The 19413-nt window shown below is 63.4% G+C and carries 12 protein-coding genes; 5 read left to right on the top strand and 7 right to left on the bottom strand.

Annotation, left to right across the window (positions count from 1 at the left end; all coding sequences use genetic code 11):
- Positions 1–2 precede the first annotated feature (2 nt).
- From AC07R1_RS23880 to AC07R1_RS23890, 3 genes are all read right to left on the bottom strand, one after another.
- Positions 3–1259 (bottom strand): NAD(P)/FAD-dependent oxidoreductase, encoded by a 1257-nt coding sequence (locus AC07R1_RS23880; protein WP_495110990.1) that lies wholly within the window; start codon positions 1257–1259, stop codon positions 3–5.
- Positions 1246–2652, bottom strand: a complete 1407-nt coding sequence (locus AC07R1_RS23885; RefSeq protein ID WP_015633904.1) for an NAD(P)/FAD-dependent oxidoreductase — start codon at positions 2650–2652, stop codon at positions 1246–1248. Before AC07R1_RS23885 ends, AC07R1_RS23880 begins: the two co-directional genes overlap by 14 nt.
- 157 nt (positions 2653–2809) lie before the next feature.
- On the bottom strand, positions 2810–3574 hold the full coding sequence (locus AC07R1_RS23890; protein WP_011058875.1) for a DeoR/GlpR family DNA-binding transcription regulator: 765 nt from the start codon (positions 3572–3574) through the stop codon (positions 2810–2812).
- A 382-nt stretch (positions 3575–3956) separates the two neighbouring features.
- Between AC07R1_RS23890 and eutH the strand changes: the two genes are divergently transcribed.
- The 3 genes from eutH to AC07R1_RS23905 all read left to right on the top strand — a co-directional run bounded on the left by eutH (position 3957) and on the right by AC07R1_RS23905 (position 6525).
- Positions 3957–5192, top strand: a complete 1236-nt coding sequence (gene eutH / locus AC07R1_RS23895) for an ethanolamine utilization protein EutH (protein ID WP_011058876.1) — start codon at positions 3957–3959, stop codon at positions 5190–5192.
- A 36-nt stretch (positions 5193–5228) separates the two neighbouring features.
- Positions 5229–5585, top strand: coding sequence for a DUF1937 family protein (locus AC07R1_RS23900; protein ID WP_011058877.1), 357 nt, complete (start codon positions 5229–5231; stop codon positions 5583–5585).
- Positions 5586–5688: 103 nt separating this feature from the next.
- Positions 5689–6525 carry a 23S rRNA (adenine(2030)-N(6))-methyltransferase RlmJ gene (locus AC07R1_RS23905; RefSeq protein ID WP_011058878.1) on the top strand — a complete coding sequence of 279 codons (837 nt, stop codon included), beginning with the start codon at positions 5689–5691 and terminating at the stop codon, positions 6523–6525.
- A 62-nt stretch (positions 6526–6587) separates the two neighbouring features.
- On the opposite strand, the gene msrA is transcribed toward AC07R1_RS23905, so the two are convergent.
- The 4 genes from msrA to aceE form a co-directional block, all read right to left on the bottom strand.
- Entirely contained in the window at positions 6588–7235 is a 648-nt protein-coding gene (gene msrA / locus AC07R1_RS23910; RefSeq protein WP_011058879.1) for a peptide-methionine (S)-S-oxide reductase MsrA, read from the bottom strand.
- Positions 7236–7309: 74 nt separating this feature from the next.
- The gene (locus tag AC07R1_RS23915; protein ID WP_011058880.1) at positions 7310–10003 is read right to left on the bottom strand and encodes a sensor domain-containing phosphodiesterase; all 2694 of its coding nucleotides are present in this window, start codon (positions 10001–10003) and stop codon (positions 7310–7312) included.
- A 311-nt stretch (positions 10004–10314) separates the two neighbouring features.
- Positions 10315–12264 carry a dihydrolipoyllysine-residue acetyltransferase gene (gene aceF, locus AC07R1_RS23920; protein ID WP_072452058.1) on the bottom strand — a complete coding sequence of 650 codons (1950 nt, stop codon included), beginning with the start codon at positions 12262–12264 and terminating at the stop codon, positions 10315–10317.
- Between the two features lie 11 nt (positions 12265–12275).
- Entirely contained in the window at positions 12276–14921 is a 2646-nt protein-coding gene (gene aceE, locus AC07R1_RS23925; RefSeq protein WP_011058882.1) for a pyruvate dehydrogenase (acetyl-transferring), homodimeric type, read from the bottom strand.
- A 383-nt stretch (positions 14922–15304) separates the two neighbouring features.
- Here aceE and glnE point away from each other — a divergent pair, with 383 nt between their 5' ends.
- Positions 15305–18244: a bifunctional [glutamate--ammonia ligase]-adenylyl-L-tyrosine phosphorylase/[glutamate--ammonia-ligase] adenylyltransferase gene (gene glnE, locus AC07R1_RS23930; RefSeq protein WP_011058883.1), complete on the top strand. Its 2940-nt coding sequence runs from the start codon at positions 15305–15307 to the stop codon at positions 18242–18244.
- A gap of 134 nt (positions 18245–18378) precedes the next feature.
- Complete coding sequence (gene waaF / locus AC07R1_RS23935) at positions 18379–19413, top strand: lipopolysaccharide heptosyltransferase II (RefSeq protein ID WP_495110991.1); 1035 nt, start codon at positions 18379–18381, stop codon at positions 19411–19413.

Below are 19413 nucleotides of genomic sequence, written 5' to 3' on the forward strand. Positions count from 1 at the left end.
GGTCATTTCTCTTGTTGTGGGACGGCCGGGTCGATGCAGATGTCCAGTTGGTCGAAATGTTCCGGCAGGTGCAGGTCCTTGATGGGGATCAGCACGCGCCGTTCCGGCAGTGCCGAGACCGGTCGGCTCCAGAGCTCCAGGCCCTGGGCGCGGACCCGCAGGGTGCCACTGACCGCCTGGCTGACCCGCAACTGGATGTGCGCCAGGCCCGCCAGTTCGCCGCGCACCAGGCGGCCCGGCACGCCGAGCTTGATCGGGGCGGCGTACTTCAGGGTCAGGGCGTCATTGGCATCGGGTAGCTGGCCGCTCAGGGCCAGGGCCATCAGGCTGCCGATGCGCCGCCCTTCGCGGTAGGACCAGCCGGCCGTCTCGATTGGCCGCAGCAGGTTGCCGGCGGCAAAGTAGGCCGGGTCCGAACAGCGGCCGTACTGGTCGATCTTCGGCCCCCCGCTGCCATTGTCCAGTTGCAGGTGGCTCAGGCGCACCAGGCTCGACTCCGGGGTGAACTGGCCGGTGAGCAGCACGCCGTCGCAGGAAATGTCGCGAACCTGGCCGTCGGCCAGGCGCACCCGGGCCGACTCCACCCGGCCACACCCATTGATCGCCAGCAGCTCGGCGCCAAAGTGCATGGGGATGCCCAGCAACCTTGGGAACACCGACAGCGGCCAGCGGGCGGTGGCTCGTTTATTGGCTTCCAGCACCGCCACCGGACGGATACCGGCGCGTCGGCAACTGAGCACGGCAGACAGGCTGACCAGTTCGGTGCCGATGATCAGGGGCCGCTCGAAAGGCTTGAGGTGCTGCACATAGAGGAAGTTCTGCAAGGCCCCGGTGTTGATCACCCCCACCGGGCGGTCGCCGGACAGCAGGCGTGCCGAGCGCGGGGTTTCCCGGGCGCCGGTGGCGATCAGCACCTTCTGTGCCTGGATCTGCCGTGGCCCGTCTGGAGTGGCCAGGTGCAACAGGCCGCCGGGTTCCAGGCTGACCACCGTGTGTCGCAGCAGCAGGATCACGCCGGCTTTCAGCGCGGCTTCGACATTGCGCCGGGCATAGGCCGGGCCGCTGAGAAGGCGCTGGTACTCGCGCATGCCGAAGGGCGGGTGGGCACAGTGCCGGGGAATGCCGCCGGCTTCGCTTTCACGTTCGATGACAATCACCGGGCCGATACCCTGGCGCCGCAGTTCGATGGCCGCGGCCAGGCCCGCCGGGCCGCTGCCGATAATGGCCGCTTCGGCCTGAAGAAGTTCAGTGCTGTTCATGGCAACGACCTGTGGCAAGAGGGACGGCCAGTTGGCTGGCGCTGAGTTCGGCGACCTGGGCCGAGCAATAGAAACCCTGGCAGCGGCCCATGCAGGCGCGGGTGCGGCGCTTGAGCCCGCCCAGGTCGCCAGGGGGCAGGGGGCTGTGCAGGGCGCTTTCTATTTCGCGCCGGGTCACCAGTTCGCAATGGCAGACGATTTCGCCATAGCCGGGGCGCTGCCAGTCGCGGGGCAAGTGCTCCGCCAGATTGGGCATCTGTGGCCAGACCGGTTCGCGCACCGGCTGGTGCTGGCGGCGCTGGCTGTACAGGCCGTAGACATGCCGGGCAATACCCAGGGCGGCGGTGAGCCCGGTGGAGCGGATGCCGCCGACGGTGATCCAGTGCCGGGCGTGGTCGGCCTGGATCCGGTACTCCTTCTTTTCGCTGGCGGGGCGCAGCCCGGCGTAGGTGGCGGTGACCGGCATCCCGGCGAGGGCGGGAATCCGCTCCACGGCGGCATCGATCAGGCTTTGCAGGGTCGGGCCGTCGAGCCCTGCATGCACGCGGTCCTCCTGCTCTTCGGCGGTGGGGCCCACCAGCAGGTTGCCGTACACCGTGCGGGTCAGGACTATGCCCTTGGTGCGCTCGTTGGGTACCGGCAGGACGATGCGCTCCAGCAGTGTGGCCGCGGCCTTGTCGAAGACCACGAACTGGCCCTTGCGCGGCATGATGCGAAATTCGCTGTGGCCCAGCAGGTTGTGTTCCAGGGTGTCGCCGAACAGCCCGGCGCAGTTGATCACCTGGGCGCTGCGCAGGGTGCCCCGGTTGGTGTGCAGGGTCCAGGCGTCGCCATCGAACTGGCCTTGCTGCACCTCGCATTGCAACTGTACGCGGGCGCCATGGGCCATGGCCTGCTGCAGGTAACCCAGGGGGGCGGACCAGGGGTCGATCAGGTGCTCGTCGGGCACCAGTACCGCGCCCACGGCGTGATTGGCCAGGTGCGGCTCCAGGGCGAGGATCTCGCTGCGTTCCAGCAGGCGAACGTTGTCTACCCCATTGGCCTGGGCCTGGGCGAGGATCCCCGGCAGCCTGGCCTGGTCCTCGGCGTTCCAGGCCACTACCAGCGCGCCACTCTTGAGCAGTGGCAGGTTCATGGCCGAGTGGATTTCCAGGTATTCCTGGTAGCCGGCCTGCATGCACTGCAGTTCCAGGCTGCCACTGGGGGCGTCGAAGCCGGTGTGCAGGATGGCGCTGTTGGCCTTGCTGGCGCCGGAGAGAATGTCGCTGCCCTTTTCCAGCAGCACCACCCGTGCGCCTTCGAGGGCGAAGCGCCGGGCCATGGCGCAACCGACGACCCCGCCACCGACGATGGCCACATCGAAAGTCACATTGTTCGGATAAAGTTCGGTCATATAAATGCCTATTTCCTGCGGTAACACCCAAGGATCTGTGCAGGAATCAAAGCATAATGCGGGCCATGATTGTTGTTTTTATTTTCTATTCGGTCATATATCGGTCATTTGGTTGTGGTTTTCGGTGGTAGCCATTACCTGTGGCAACGGCCCTGGTTCAGGGCTGTGGCACCAGATGCACCTCCACGCCCGCTTTCTCCAGGGCCGCCAGCAGCTCCGGGCCGGGCTGGCGGTCGATTACCAGGCGGTCTATGCGCTCCAGCGGGAACACCTTGAACAGGCCGCGGCGTTCCAGCTTCGAGGAATCGGCGATCACCGTCAGCTGGCGGGCCTGGGCAATCATGGCGCGGGCCACTTCGGCTTCTTCGATGGAGAAGTCCATGGCGCCGTCTTCATTCAGTGCGCCAATGGTGATCACCGCGTGCTCGGCGTTGAAACGGGTGATCTGTTCCAGGGCCAGGGTGCCGACGTTCTGTGTCGAGTCGGGGCGATATTCACCACCGATCATGAACACCCGATTGCCCGACTCGCCAATGCAGCCGGCAATCGGCAGGGAGTTGGTGATCACCGTCAGGCGGGTGTGCTGCGCCAGTTCCCGAGCGAAGAACAGGGTGGTGGTGCCGGTATCGATGAAGATGCTGTCGCCCGCGCAGAACAGGCCGGCGGCGTAGCGGCCGATGGCGCGCTTCTCCTGGGCGTGTTCGTTCATGCGGGTCTGGAAGGTGTTTTCGTGCTCGCCGGTAGGGGGCAGGGCCGCGCCACCGTGGAACTTGGTGACCAGGCCGCTTTCCGCCAGGTCGCTGAGGTCGCGGCGGATGGTTTCCTGGGACGTGGCAGTGATGCGCGCCAGCTCTTCCACAGAAATCCGCTCCCGTTGCCGCAGGAGTTCGAGAATGTGCTGTCGTCGTTCGTTGGGGCGCATGGTGTTTTCCGTTTAGTGGTACTTCGCCACACAAATGGGCATTTTTTGTTACTTACGCACACTCCTGGTTCAGGAATGTGCTGATTCGGTCAAATTCGATGGAAAAGTTAAGCATTTACTTGCACGTTTCACAATGGCCTGCAGTCATGGGGTTGGCACAGGAACCACGGCAGGTCGGGCCAATGTTGCGAAGACGAATTGACCGAAATATGGTTGTTTTAAAGTAAAAACCACAACTAATACACATTGTGGCACGGGATGTGCCCTGTGTTTCATCACCTGGTTCATCGTTCTCCTTGGCGATGAGTGACCAGAGCTGGCCTCGACAAGAACTTCCCCGGCGGGGGAAACCTATAAATGACGCTCAGAGAGATGAACCCACATGGCTGAATTTGGAAACTACGTCATTTACCTGATCATGCTCGGCGCCGTGATCGGCGCCCTGTCATCCATCATCAAGCCCGAGAGCGGGCTGGGTAAGGAGTTCGTCAACGGTATCCACTCCATCGGCCCGGTGTTCCTGGCCCAGGCCGGGATCATGGTGGCGATTCCCTACCTGTCCCAGGGCATTTCCCACGCCCTGGGGCCGTTCTTCAACGCCCTGGGTTCGGATGTCTCCATCGCGGCGCTGTCGATCATTGCCGTGGACATGGGCGGCTACCAGCTGGCCAACGCCCTGACCGCCAACCGTGACCTGTGGATTACCGCAATGCTGGTGGGCTACACCTCCGGGGCGACCATCGTCTACCTGATCCCGGTGGGCCTGACCATGCTCGAGCGCAAGGACCACAAGTACCTGGCCCTGGGTGCCATGGCCGGGCTGATCAGCATTCCGTTCGCGGTGCTGATGTCGCTGCTGATCATCACCGCTACCCACTTGCCGGTGCGGGACATCGTTTCCACCAACTCCGAGGCGTTGTACTACCTGTCCCTGGGCTTCGTCGACATGCTCAAGCTGCTGGCGCCGCTGTTCGTGTTCTGCTTCCTGCTGGCGGCGGGGCTGCGCTACCGGCCGCAGATGATGGTCAGGGGCTTCCTGGTGTTCGGCAAGATCATGGACGCGGCGATCAAGCTGATCCTGGCCCTGAGCATCGTCGAGCACTTCACCAAGTTCTTCAGCATCAACTTCGGCGGCTGGGGCTTCGACCCGATGTTCGCCGACGAAAAGGAGCTGTTCCGGGCGATCGAGATCGCCGGCTACATCGGCATCATGCTCGCCGGTACCTTCCCCATCTGCTACCTGTTCCAGCGCTACTGCAAGAAGCCCATGGAACTGCTGGGACGCCATCTGAACCTGTCCAGCACCGGTGCCGCGGGGTTCATCATGGTGTTTGCCAACATCATCGCCACCTTCCACCTGTTCAAGCACATGACCGCCCGCGACAAGGTGCTGTGCGTGGCCCTGGGGGTCTGCGCCCAGGCGCTGATCGGCGACCACCTGGCGTTCACTGCGAACTTCCAGCCAAGCCTGATCCTGCCGATTCTGCTCGGCAAACTGTTCGGCGGCCTGCTGGCGGTGGCGATCGCCATCCGCATCTCGGTGCCGGCTGCCCAGCGCTATGAGCTGCAAGAGCAGGAACAGGCGGCCGCCTTTGCCCTGCAACCTGCGCGGGCCTGACGGCCCGCATCACCTATCCCTGAAATCGAGGTAACGATGCGCAAGATTTTCCTGGCCTGCCCCTACAGCCATTCCGAGCCGGCCGTCATCAACGAGCGTTTTCTCCAATGCAACCAGGTCGCGGCGCAGATACTGGAAGCCGGCCATGCGGTGTTCAGCCAGGTGAGCATGTCCCACCCGATCAACCTGTGCCTGGCGGGCAAGGACAATGCCGCCATCGGCAAGCTCTGGGCGCCGGTGGATGCGCTGTACATGGCGATGATGGAGGAGCTGATCGTGCTCGACCTGCCGGGCTGGAAGGACAGTGGCGGGATCAAGCGCGAGATCGAGGTGTTCGAAACGTCCGGGCGGCGGGTCAGCCTGTGGTCGCAAGTCAGCCACGAGTTCGTCTGAAACCCTGGCCGTGCCCGTCGTCGCCTGCGCCGGGTACGGCCCCGCTCTGAACTGACGACAGCCTGCGCACAGGGTAAACTTGCCCCCCTGCGCAGGAGCAACCATGAACTATCGTCACGCCTTCCACGCCGGCAATCACGCCGACGTCTTCAAACACCTGACCCTGACCCGCCTCATCGCCCTGATGTCGCGCAAGGAGCAGCCGTTCGCCTACCTCGACAGCCACGCCGGTATCGGCCTGTATGACCTCAAGGGCGACCAGGCCACGCGCACCGGCGAGTACCTGGAAGGCATCGCCCGCCTGTGGGGCGACGAGGACCTGCCGGCGCTGACCGCCGATTACATGCAGGTGCTGCACAAGATGAACCCCGATGGCGAGTTGCGTTACTACCCGGGCTCGCCGGAACTGGCTCGGCGCCTGACCCGTTCCCAGGATCGGGTGCTGCTCAACGAGAAACACCCGGAAGACGGCCTGCTGCTCAAGGACAACATGAAGGGTGACCGGCGGGTAGCGGTGCACCTGGGCGAGGGCTGGCACGTGGCCCGGGCCCTGCTGCCGGTGGCGGAAAAACGCGCGGTGATGCTCATCGACCCGCCTTTCGAGCAACTGGACGAGATGCAGCGCTGTGCGGCCTCGCTGAAGGAAGCCATTGGCCGCATGCGCCAGACCGTGGCGGCCATCTGGTACCCGGTCAAGGACCAGCGCGCCCTGCGACGCTTCTATCAGGACCTGGCCGGTACCGGTGCGCCGAAGCTGCTGCGGGTGGAGTTGCTGGTGCATCCGCTGGATACGCCCAACAGCCTCAACGGTTCGGGCCTGGCGATCGCCAACCCGCCTTGGGGCCTGGAAGAGGAGTTGCGCGAGCTGCTGCCCTGGCTGTCGAAGAAGCTCGGCCAGACCCAGGGCGGCTGGCAGATGGACTGGTTGATCGCAGAGTAAAGGGTCGCTGGCCAGCCAGCTCCTGCGGAAGGTTGCAGGAGCCGGCTGGCCGGCCCAAGGACTCAGATCGGGCAGGTCACGCCGGTGCCGCCGATCCCGCAATAGCCTTCAGGGTTCTTCGCCAGGTACTGCTGGTGGTAAGCCTCGGCGAAGTACACGGTCGGCGCTTCTTCGATTTCCGTGGTGATGGTGCCCAGGCCGGCCTTGGTCAGCTCCGCCTGGAACACGTCCCTGCTGTGCAGCGCCTGCTCCAGCTGGGTCGGATTGGTGGCGTAGATCACCGAGCGGTACTGGGTGCCGATGTCATTGCCCTGGCGCATGCCCTGGGTCGGGTTATGCAGTTCCCAGAACATCGCCAGCAATTCCTTGTAGCTGACCTTTTCCGGCTCGTACACCACCAGCACCACTTCGGTATGCCCGGTCAGGCCCGAGCAGACTTCTTCGTAGGTCGGGTTCGGGGTGAAGCCGCCGGCATAACCCACGCACGTGCTGAACACGCCTTCGCGCTGCCAGAATCGCCGTTCGGCACCCCAGAAACAGCCCAGGCCGAAGATGGCGAAATCCACATTGCCCGGAAACGGGCCCAGCAGCGGGTTGCCGTTGACGTAGTGTTCGGCAGGTAGGGCCATGGGGGTTTCACGGCCAGGCAGAGCTTGTTCTTTGGTTGGAAGCACGTTTTTGTTCACCAGAATTTCCGAGCGCAAGACCATGTTGCAGTCCTCCAGTCAGGTTGGGGAGTCAGTCAGTCGATAGACACGCAGTTTGCCCGAGTGTTACAGCGCTGTCAGGCAATTGGGCCACGAGGATAACGCTTGAGCTTGGCAATCAGCTCGGAGCCGGGAATCGGCCGGTCGAACAGGTAGCCCTGGCCCACGTCGCAGCGATGGCGGCGCAGGAAGGCCAGTTGCTCGGCGGTCTCGATGCCTTCGGCGACCACCTTGATCTTCAGGTTGTGGGCCATGGCGATCACCGCAGAGGTGATTTCCATGTCGTCCTGGTTGTCGGGGATCTCGTGGATGAAGCTGCGATCGATCTTGATGATATCGATGGGGAATTTCTTCAGGTAACTCAGGGACGAATAGCCGGTGCCGAAGTCGTCCATGGCCAGGGTCAGGCCGAGTTTTTTCAGTTGTTCCAGCTGCTGGTGGGTGTCGTCGGTGGCTTCCAGCAGCAGGCCCTCTGTCAGCTCAAGCTCCAGCAGCGAGGAGGGCAGTTGTTCTTCCTTGAGGATGCTGGCGATGGAGGCCACCAGGTCCGGGTCGGAAAACTGCTTGGGCGACAGGTTGATGGCCACGTGCAGGTTGCCCATGCCGGCGGCGGTCAGTTGCTTGCTCATGCGGCAGGCCTGGCGGGCGATCCACTTGCCGATGGGGATGATCAGGCCGGTTTCTTCCGCCACGCTGATGAACTGGTCGGGGCGGATCATGCCCTTTTCCGGATGGTTCCAGCGCAGCAGCGCCTCCATGCCCAGCAGGCGGCCGCTGCGCAGGCACAGCTTGGGCTGGTAGAACACGTCCAGCTCGTTCTGGGTCAGGGCGCGGCGCAGGTTGTTCTCGACGAACAGTTTGTAGCTGGCCTCGGCGTTCAGCGCCTCGGTGAACACCTGCACCTGGTGCTTGCCGTTGGCCTTGGCCTTGTGCAGGGCCAGGCCGGCGTTGCGCATCAGGGTCTGCGGGTCACGGCCGTGCAGCGGCGCACTGGCCAGGCCCACGGAGCCGGTGACGCTGATCAACTGGTTGTCGACGAACATCGGCTTGTCCAGGGTCATCAGCAACTGGCTGGCGATCTGTTGCCCGGTTTCCAGGTCGGTGTTGTCCAGCAGCACGGCGAATTCGTTGCTGGCGAAGCGCGCCAGGCTGCCGCTGGGGCTCAGGCTGTTGCGCAGGCGCCGGGCCAGGCTGATCAGCAGTTTGTCGCCGGTCTGGTGGCCGAGGCTGTCGTTGATCCGCTTGAAATTGTCGATGTCCACCAGCAGCAGGCTGATCGGGGTATCGCTGTCTCGGGCAAAGCGTTCATCGAGGTTGCGGATGAAGGCGGGGCGGTTGCCCAGGTTGGTCAGGTTGTCGGTGTAGGCCAGGCGCTCGATGCGCTGCTGGGCGAGCTTGGTCTGGGTGATGTCTTCGTAGATGCCGATGTAGTGGGTCAGCTCGCGGTTGTCGCCATACACCTTGGAGATAGACAGCTGGCCCCAGTAAGGCTCCAGGTTCTTGCGCCGGCTCTTGAACTCGCCCTGCCAGCTGTTGCTCTTGGCCAGGCTGGACGGAGCGTCGAACAGCAGCTCGCTGAGGTTTTCCAGGGCCGGCAGTTCGGACAGGCGGTGGCCATGGACCTCTTCGGTGCTGTATTGGGTGATCGCCGTGAAGCTGGGGTTGACGTACTCCACCACGCCGTCGCAATTGACCAGCAGGAAGGCGTTGGCGCTCTGTTCCACGGCGCGCTGGAACAGGTGCAGGGCGCTGGTGGCGGCCCGCCGGTTGTGATTGTTGATGACCTGGGCGAACTGGTCTGCCAGTTCGCCGGCGAAGGCGATCTCGTCGGACTGCCAGGCCCGGGTCATGCCGGTCTGTTCCAGGCACAGTACGCCGACCACCTGGCCGTCGATGCGGATGCTGGCGTCGAGCATGGCGTTGACGTCCCGCGGGCGCAGGCTCTCGGCCATCTCCCGGGTTCGCGGGTCGCGCATGGCGTTCTGCGCGTCGATGGCGCGGCAGCTGTGCAGGGCTTCCAGGTAGTCGGGAAAGCTGCTGGCGTCGATGGACTCCGGCATGCGGTATTCCTGGGGGCCGCGGTGATAGGCGGCAATCGGCACCAGTTGCTGGTCTTCCAGGTTCCAGATGCTGGCGCAGTCGATCTGGTAGATGTCGCAGGCGCTGCGGGTAATCAGTTCGGCAGCTTCCTTCAACGAATTGCCGGTGCTGTAGCGCTGGCGGGTCAGGAGCAGAATCAAATCCTGCTGCGCACGCACCCGTTCCAGGTGCTGCAATTGCTCCTGCTGGGCCCGCTGGTTGAGTTCCAGGGCGATCTGCAGGCGGGTGTTCTGGGTTTCCAGATCCAGTGCCGGCAGCGCCGAAGCATCGCTGAACAGCCCTTCGACCACCAACAGGTAGCCGCGCAGCAGGTGCCGGTTGTGCTGTTTGTAGGCTTCGCCCAGCTCGAGGATGCTCAAGGGCCCCTGGGCGGTGTGCAGGGTATAGCGGATCAGGTAATGGGAGCTGTTGCTCAGTTGCTGCTGGATGGTGTCGTGCAACTGATAGCGGGCTTCGGGCTCCATCAGGCTGGCATAGGGCGAGCCGACCAGGGCGCAGAGTTCGACGGCGGGCAGGCCGAACTGGCGTTCGCAATTGGGATCGAGAAACAGCAGCGCCCAGCTCGCTTCATTCAGCCGTTCGAAACGCAACATGCCGAGCCGCGAGGGCACAGGCAACTGCGTCACTACCTCGGCCGCCATACGGCTGGCGGCATCGGGTTGGCTTTTCATGGGGAAACTCGCTTCGAAATTGCTGATCGCGCCGGGCTCACGCCCTCTTTACTGTTGCCTGCGGCAAGGTTGCATCATGGCGCATCGACTGACAAGTAAGATGAAGGCTAAGTGCTATAAACCTGTATCGGCAGGCAGAAGGATTTCTGCAAAGTAACTTTTTTGCTGTTTAACGTCGTGCACTGACGGGCAATTGGCGACGTTTTTCTGGCAAAAAAAGCCCCGCCAAATTGACGGGGTTGAGGTACGAGCGTGGCGCTCGGAAAGCGTGCGCTACCGGCCCGCCCATGACAGGAGGGCCGGTACGCGGGTTACAGCAGAATGGTGCGGATGTCCGCCAGCAGGTCGCTCAGGCGCTTGGTGAAGCGTGCGGCGGCCGCGCCGTTGATCACACGGTGATCGTAGGACAGGGACAGTGGCAGCATCAGTTTCGGCTGGAAGGCCTTGCCGTCCCAGACTGGCTGGATGGTGGCCTTGGAAACACCGAGGATCGCCACTTCCGGCGCGTTGACGATCGGCGTGAAACCGGTGCCGCCAATGTGCCCGAGGCTAGAGATGGTGAAGCAGGCGCCTTGCATCTCGTCCGCGGAGAGCTTCTTGGTGCGGGCTTTTTCCGCCAGGGAAGCTGCCTCGGCCGCCAGTTGCAGCAGGCTCTTCTGGTCGACGTTCTTGATCACCGGTACCAGCAGGCCATCCGGAGTGTCCACGGCGAAGCCGATGTTCACGTACTTCTTGCGGATGATCGCCTTGCCGCTTGGCGCCAGGGAGCTGTTGAAGTCCGGCAGTTCCTTGAGCAGGTGGGCACAGGACTTGAGCAGCAGCGGCAGGATGGTCAGCTTGACGCCGGCCTTCTCGGCCACGGCCTTCTGTGCAACGCGGAAAGCTTCCAGCTCGGTGATGTCGGCCGAGTCGAATTGAGTCACGTGTGGCACGTTCAGCCAGCTGCGGTGCAGGTTGGCGGCGCCGGCCTGCATCAGGCGGGTCATCGGCACTTCTTCGATTTCACCGAAGCGGCTGAAGTCCACGACCGGAATCGGCGGGATGCCCGCGCCACCGGTTGCGCCGCCAGCAGCTGGCGCTTCCTTGGCCTTCTGCATCATGGCCTTGACGTAGACCTGCACGTCTTCTTTCAGGATGCGACCGTGCGGGCCGCTGGCGCCGACAGCGCTCAGCTCGACGCCGAATTCACGGGCCAGTTGACGCACAGCCGGGCCGGCGTGAACTTTCGCGCCTGGCTTGGCAGGTGCGGCGGCCGGGGCGGCAGCAGGTGCAGCGGCAGCCGGGGCAGCAGCGGCGGCTGGAGCCGGAGCGCTTGGCGCCGCAGCCGGAGCCGGGGCAGCAGCAGGCGCTGCGCCTTTGACTTTCAGCTTGAGAATCAGATCGCCGGTGCCGACTTCGTCGTCCAGCTTGATGGAAACGCTTTCCACCACGCCAGCGGCAGGCGATGGAATTTCCATGCTCGCCTTGTCGGATTCCAGGGTAATCAGCGACTGGTCGGCTTCAACGCTGTCGCCAGCCTTGACCAGCACCTCGATGATCTTGGCCTTACCGGCCGAACCGATGTCCGGAACGTGGATGTCCTGAACACTGTCAGCCACTGGAGCAGCCGGGGCTGCTGCAGGAGCAGGCGCAGCGGCAGCGGCCGGAGCAGCAGCCTGGGCCGGAGCGGCAGCAGGAGCCGCAGCACCCGCCACTTCCAGGTCCAGGATCAGGTCGCCGGTGCCGACTTCGTCGTTGAGCTTGACGCTGATGGCCTTGACCACGCCAGCGGCAGGCGACGGGATTTCCATGCTTGCCTTGTCGGATTCCAGGGTGATCAGCGATTGATCAGCCTCGACCTTGTCGCCGACCTTGACCTGGATCTCGATGATCTGGGCCTTGCCCGACGAACCGATGTCCGGCACGTGCACTTGCTGAACCGAAGCGGCAGCAGGGGCTGCGGCTGGGGCTGGCGCTGCGGCAGGAGCAGCAGCCGGTTTGGCTTCAGCTTTTGCCGCAGGAGCAGCCGCCGGGGCCGCAGCAGCGGCGCCCTCGACTTCCAGTTCGAGCAGTTCGTCGCCTTCTTTCAGACGGTCGCCCAGCTTCACCTTGAGGCTCTTGATGACGCCGGCTTTCGGGGCCGGCACTTCCATGCTGGCCTTGTCCGATTCCAGGGTCAGGATGCTCTGGTCGGCTTCGATACGGTCGCCGACCTTCACAAACAGTTCGATTACTTCACCTTCACCGCTGCCGATGTCAGGTACGCGAATGAGTTCGCTCACAGAAAGTCTCCTCAGCAGTCCAGTGGGTTGCGTTTTTCCGGGTTGATACCGAACTTGGTGATGGCTTCAGCCACGACCTTAGGTTCGATGTCACCACGGTCAGCCAAGGCTTCCAGGGCTGCCAACACCACGAAATGACGGTCTACTTCGAAGAAGTGACGCAGTTTCTTGCGGCTGTCGCTGCGGCCGAAACCGTCGGTGCCCAGGACTTTGAACTCCTTGGATGGGACCCACTGGCGGATCTGTTCGGCGAACAGCTTCATGTAGTCGGTGGAGGCGATGACCGGACCCTTGCGGCCGTTCAGGCACTCTTCGACATAGCTCAGCTTCGGCTTCTGGCCAGGGTGCAGGCGGTTGCTGCGTTCCACGGCCAGGCCGTCGCGGCGCAGTTCGTTGAAGCTGGTCACGCTCCAGACGTCGGCAGCGACGTTGAACTCGTCACGCAGGATCTTCGCGGCTTCGCGAACTTCGCGCAGGATGGTGCCGGAGCCCATCAGTTGCACGTGGTGCGCGGCCTCGCGGGTGTCTTCTTCCAGCAGGTACATGCCCTTGATGATGCCTTCCTCGACACCGGCCGGCATGGCTGGCTGCTGGTAGGACTCGTTCATCACGGTGATGTAGTAGAAGACGTCCTGTTGCTCTTCGGTCATCTTCTTCATGCCGTCCTGGATGATCACCGCCAGCTCGTAGCCGTAGGTCGGATCAAAGGTGCGGCAGTTCGGGATGGTCCCGGCCAGCATGTGGCTGTGACCGTCTTCGTGCTGCAGGCCTTCCCCGTTGAGGGTGGTGCGCCCGGCAGTACCGCCGATCAGGAAGCCGCGGGTACGGCTGTCGCCGGCAGCCCAGGCCAGGTCGCCGATACGCTGGAAGCCGAACATCGAATAGAAGATGTAGAACGGCAGCATTGGCTGGTTGTGGCTGGAGTACGAAGTACCGGCAGCGATGAAGGAGCTCATGGCGCCCGCTTCGTTGATGCCTTCTTCGAGGATCTGGCCCTTCTTGTCTTCGCGGTAGAACATCACCTGGTCTTTATCGACTGGCTCGTAGAGCTGGCCGACGGAGGAGTAGATGCCCAACTGGCGGAACATGCCTTCCATACCGAAGGTACGGGCTTCGTCCGGGATGATCGGCACGATGCGCTGGCCGATTTCCTTGTCCTTGACCAGCTGCGCGAGGATCCGCACGAAGGCCATGGTGGTGGAGATTTCACGGTCGCCCGAGCCGTCGAGGATGGCCTTGAGGGTATCCAGTGGCGGAGTCGGGACGCTGAAGCTCTTGGCGCGACGCTGCGGCACGAAACCGCCCAGTGCGGCACGACGCTCGCTCAGGTAGCGGGCTTCGGCGCTGCCTTCTTCTGGTTTGAAGAACGGCAGGTTCTCGATGTCGTCGTCTTTCACCGGAATGTCGAAACGGTCGCGGAACAGCTTCAGGCTGTCGACGTCGACTTTCTTGGTGTTGTGCGCGGTGTTCTTCGCTTCGCCGGCGCCGGTGCCATAACCCTTGATGGTCTTGGCCAGGATGACGGTCGGCTGCTCTTTGTGGTTGACCGCCTCGTGGTAGGCCGCATAGACCTTGTACGGGTCATGGCCGCCACGGTTGAGTTTCCAGATCTCGTCGTCGGACAGATCGGCAACCATCGCCTTGAGTTCAGGGGTGTTGAAGAAGTGCTCGCGGACGAACGCGCCGTCCTTGGCCTTGTAGTTCTGGTACTCGCCGTCGATGACTTCGTCCATGCGGCGCTGCAGGATGCCGTCGACGTCCTTGGCCAGCAGTGGGTCCCAGAAACGGCCCCAGACCACCTTGTTGACGTTCCACTGGGCGCCACGGAACACGCCTTCGAGTTCCTGGATGATCTTGCCGTTGCCGCGAACCGGGCCGTCGAGGCGCTGCAGGTTGCAGTTGATGACGAAGATCAGGTTGTCCAGCTTCTCGCGGCCGGCCAGGGAGATCGCGCCCAGGGATTCCGGCTCGTCGCACTCGCCGTCGCCCATGAAGCACCAGACTTTCTGTTTGCCGGCAGGGATGAAGCCACGGGCTTCCAGGTACTTCATGAAGCGCGCCTGGTAGATCGCCTGGATCGGGCCCAGCCCCATGGAAACGGTCGGGAACTGCCAGAAATCAGGCATCAGCCAAGGGTGCGGGTAGGACGACAGGCCATTGCCATCGACTTCCTGGCGGAAGTTGTTCATCTGGTCTTCGGTGATGCGGCCTTCCATGAACGCACGGGCGTAGACGCCAGGCGATGCGTGACCCTGGAAGTAGATCAGGTCGCCGCCGTGTTCGTCGGTCGGGGCCTGGAAGAAGTAGTTGAAGCCGATGTCATACAAGGTGGCGCTGGAGGCGAAGCTGGAGATGTGACCGCCCAGGTCAGAATCTTTCAGGTTCGTACGCATGACCATGGCCAACGCGTTCCAACGTACCAGCGAGCGAATGCGGCGTTCCATGAACAGGTCGCCAGGCATGCGTGCTTCGTGGGTGACGGGAATCGTGTTGCGGTACGGCGTGGTGATGGCGTAGGGCAGTTGCGAGCCGCTGCGGGTCGCGAGTTCGCCCATACGGGTCATCAGATAGTGAGCACGGTCTTCGCCTTCTTTGTCGAGAACCGATTCCAGGGCGTCCAGCCATTCCTGGGTTTCGACGGGATCGAGGTCTTGCATGGCTTGCTCCAGGGCGGAAAGGCTTCCAGAATCGGTTGCCTGAGTTTGCGACTGGCCTTTTGGGCAGACGATTATAAATTCTTGGATTGCCGGAGGTTGATCCAGCGGCGTGTAGTTTTACTACAAATCGTCGGCCATTTCAGCCTTTCGAATGTATATACGAGTAGTAAAACTACAGAAGAGCGGCTTGTGGCCTCCTGCTGCGTTGTGAGAATAATCGTTACTGTTGGTCGATGACTAACGGGAATAGGTAATAAATTAATGCTGGCTGCTAAAAAAAACCTATTTTCAGCTATTTCTAACTTTTGTTCGACAGTCCATCAGGCGACCTGCCCGCGACATCCGTCCCCGCCCGCATTTTCCACGCCGATCAAGGATAGCCCATGAGCCTGCCCGCGCTTGCCCCCGTCCCCGCGATTCTCTTGCCATTGGTCAGCCGCGCAGAGCAGTCGTTGCGTGGCGCCGTCGCGGCCCTGGAAGGCGATCCCGGGTTGGCCGACTGGAGCACCGAACGCTGGGCAGAGTTCGCCCGGGTGGGCGCCGCCAGCGACTTTGTCATTGAACAGAGCCTGCGTGACCCTTTGATGTTGCTGGAGCTGGTGCGCAGCGGCGAGCTGGATCGCCCATTCGCGCCTGGGGAGTTGTGCGCGCAAATCGCCGCCGCGGTGCAGGCGGCCGAGAGCGAGGATCAATTGGGGCGCGTGCTGCGGCGCCAGCGCACCCGCCAGCAGGTGCGGATCATCTGGCGCGACCTGACCCGCCAGGCGGATCTGGTGCAGACCTGCCGCGACCTTTCCGATCTGGCCGACGCCTGCATCGACCAGGCCTATCAATGGTTGTATCTGCGTCACACCCAGCAGTTCGGCGTGCCCACCGGCGGGCGCAGTGGCGAGCCGCAGCAGATGGTGATCCTCGGCATGGGCAAGCTGGGGGCGGTGGAACTCAACCTGTCGTCGGACATCGACCTGATCTTCGCCTACCCCGAAGGCGGCGAGACCGTCGGCGTCAAGCGGCCCCTGGATAATCAGGAGTTCTTCATTCGCCTCGGGCAGCGCCTGATCAAGGCTCTGGACCCGATGACCGTCGACGGGTTCGTGTTCCGCGTCGACATGCGCCTGCGGCCCTATGGTTCTGCCGGTGCCCTGGTGCTGAGCTTCAATGCGCTGGAGCAGTACTACCAGGATCAGGGGCGCGACTGGGAACGCTACGCCATGATCAAGGCCCGGGTGGTGGCAGGGGATCAGGCCGCCGGTGCGCAGTTGCTGGACATGCTGCGGCCTTTCGTCTATCGCCGTTACCTGGACTTTTCCGCCATCGAGGCGCTGCGCACCATGAAGCAGCTGATCCAGCAGGAAGTCCGGCGCAAGGGCATGGCCGACAATATCAAGCTGGGCTCGGGGGGGATCCGCGAGGTCGAGTTCATCGCCCAGGCTTTCCAGCTGATCCATGGCGGACGCGACCTGAGCCTGCAGCAGCGTCCTCTATTAAAGGTGCTGGGCACTCTGGAAGGGCAGGGCTACCTGCCGCCTGCCGTGATCAGCGAGCTGCGCGAAGGCTATGAGTTCCTGCGCTACACCGAGCACGCGATCCAGGCCATCGCCGATCGCCAGACGCAGATGCTTCCGGACAATCCCCAGGATCAGGCGCGGATCGCCTTCATGCTGGGCTTTGCCGACTGGAACGCCTTCCACGAACAGTTGATGCACTGGCGCGGCCGGGTAGATTGGCACTTCCGTCAGGTCATCGCCGACCCGGATGAGGATGAAGGCGCCGAAAGCGAAGTGGTGGTGGGTGGCGAATGGCTGCCGCTGTGGGAGGAAGCCCAGGACGAGGAGGCCGCCTGCCGCCAGTTGCAGGAGGGCGGCTTCGTCGATGCGCCCAAGGCCCTGCGTGCCCTGGCCGGTCTGCGGGGCAGCCCGCAGCTACGTGCCATGCAACGCCTGGGACGCGAACGTCTGGATGCCTTTATTCCGCGGTTGCTGGCCCAGGCGGTGGAGCACGCCAATCCGGACCTGGTGCTGGAGCGAGTGCTACCGCTGGTGGAAGCCGTGGCGCGGCGTTCGGCCTATCTGGTGCTGCTCACCGAGAACCCGGGGGCTCTACGTCGTCTGCTGACCTTGTGCGCTGCCAGCCCGTGGATCGCCGAGCAGATCACCCGCTTCCCCCTGCTGCTGGATGAACTGCTCAACGAGGGGCGCCTGTTCAAGCCGCCCCTGGCGCCGGAACTGGCTGCCGAGTTGCGCGAGCGCCTGACGCGCATTCCCGAGGATGACCTGGAGCAGCAGATGGAAGCCCTGCGCCACTTCAAGCTGGCCCACCGCCTGCGAGTGGCTGCCTCGGAGATCGCCGGCAGCCTGCCTTTAATGAAAGTCAGCGATTACCTGACCTGGCTCGCCGAAGCGATCCTGGAGCAGGTGCTGGCCCTGGCCTGGCGCCAGACGGTGTCCAAGCACGGTGCACCGCTGCGTACCGACGGCACCTTGTGCGACCCGGGCTTCATCATTGTCGGTTACGGCAAGGTCGGCGGCATCGAGCTGGGCCACGGTTCCGACCTGGACCTGGTGTTCATTCATGATGGCGACCCCCAGGCGGAAACCGACGGGCCCAAACCCATAGACGGTGCGCAGTTCTTCACCCGGCTGGGGCAGCGCATCATTCACCTGCTGACCACCCAGACCAACTCCGGCCAGCTCTATGAAGTGGATATGCGCCTGCGGCCTTCCGGCGCTTCGGGGTTGCTGGTGAGCTCCCTGGGGGCCTTTGCCCGCTATCAGGAAAACGAGGCCTGGACCTGGGAGCACCAGGCGCTGGTGCGGGCGCGGGTGCTGGTGGGCAGCCAGGATGTGGGCCAGGCCTTTGAAAAGGTCAGGGCCGCGGTGCTGGGGAAAAAACGCGACCTGCCCAAGCTGCGCCAGGAAGTCAGCGAGATGCGGGCCAAGATGCGCGACAACCTGGGCAGCCGCCTGACCGCCGCCGGAACCGCAGCCAACGCCTTCGAAGCCACGGCGCCGTTCGACCTCAAGCAGGACGCCGGAGGTATCGTCGATATCGAATTTATGGTGCAATACGCGGCCCTGGCGTGGTCCGAAGAGCACCCGTCACTGCTGCGCTATACCGATAACATCCGCATCCTGGAAGGTCTGGAGCAAGTCGGGCTGATGCCCGCGAGCGATGCCAGCCTGCTGCGCGAGGTCTACAAGGCCTACCGTTCCGCGGCTCACCGGCAGGCGTTGCAGAATGAGGCCGGAATCATTACCGGTGATCAATTTGTGACCGAACGACGGGAAGTGTTACGAATTTGGCGCGAGCTGGGGCTAAGCTAAGCGGCCTGAGAAGGCCAACCATGTATTCGGCGGGCCTTGCCGGCTCGCCCAAACTGAACCGGCGGTGAAGGCCGCGGTGCTGGATTCTCGAGGCGGGGAGGCGTATGCCTCCCCGGTTCGTTTATGGAAACCACATGAATATTCTGATCGTTGGGCCCAGTTGGGTCGGTGACATGGTGATGGCGCAGACACTCTTCGAGTGTCTGAAACAGCGTCATCCACAATGCGAGATCGACGTGCTGGCCCCCGAGTGGAGCCGGCCGATCCTCGAACGCATGCCCCAGGTGCGTCGGGCCCTGAGCTTTCCCCTGGGCCATGGCGCCCTGGAACTGGCGACCCGCCGGCGGATCGGCAAGTCCCTGGCTGGCCAGTACGATCAGGCGATCCTGCTGCCCAACTCGCTGAAGTCGGCGCTGGTGCCGTTTTTTGCCGGCATTCCCAAACGCACCGGCTGGCGCGGCGAGTTCCGCTACGGCCTGCTCAATGACGTGCGCAAGCTCGACAAAGAACGTTATCCGCTGATGATCGAGCGCTTCATGGCCCTGGCCTATGAGCCGGGGGCCGAGCTGCCCAAGCCTTATCCGCGGCCGAGCCTGCAGATCGATCCGCAAAGCCGTGAGGCCGCCCTGGCCAAGTTCGGTCTGACTCTCGATCGGCCGGTGCTGGCGCTGTGCCCAGGGGCGGAGTTCGGCGAAGCCAAGCGCTGGCCGTCCGAGCACTACGCCCAGGTCGCCGAGGCGAAGATCCGCGAAGGCTGGCAGGTCTGGCTGTTCGGCTCGAAGAATGACCATGCTGTGGGCGAAGAGATTCGCGGGCGGCTGATTCCCGGCTTGCGCGAGGAATCGAGCAACCTCAGTGGCGAAACGTCCCTGGCCGAGGCCATCGATCTGCTGTCCTGCGCCGATTCGGTGGTGTCCAACGATTCCGGGTTGATGCACGTGGCTGCGGCGCTCAATCGCCCGCTGGTGGCGGTGTACGGCTCGACTTCGCCGGGCTTCACCCCGCCCCTGGCAGATCAGGTCGAGGTGGTGCGCCTGGGCATCGAATGCAGCCCGTGCTTTGACCGCACCTGCCGCTTCGGCCATTACAACTGCCTGCGCCAGTTGTTGCCGCAGCCGGTGAACGAAGCCCTGCAGCGGTTGCAGGGCACCGTGGTCGAGGTCCAGTAA

Source organism: Pseudomonas sp. GW821-FHT07F01, from assembly GCF_059418825.1.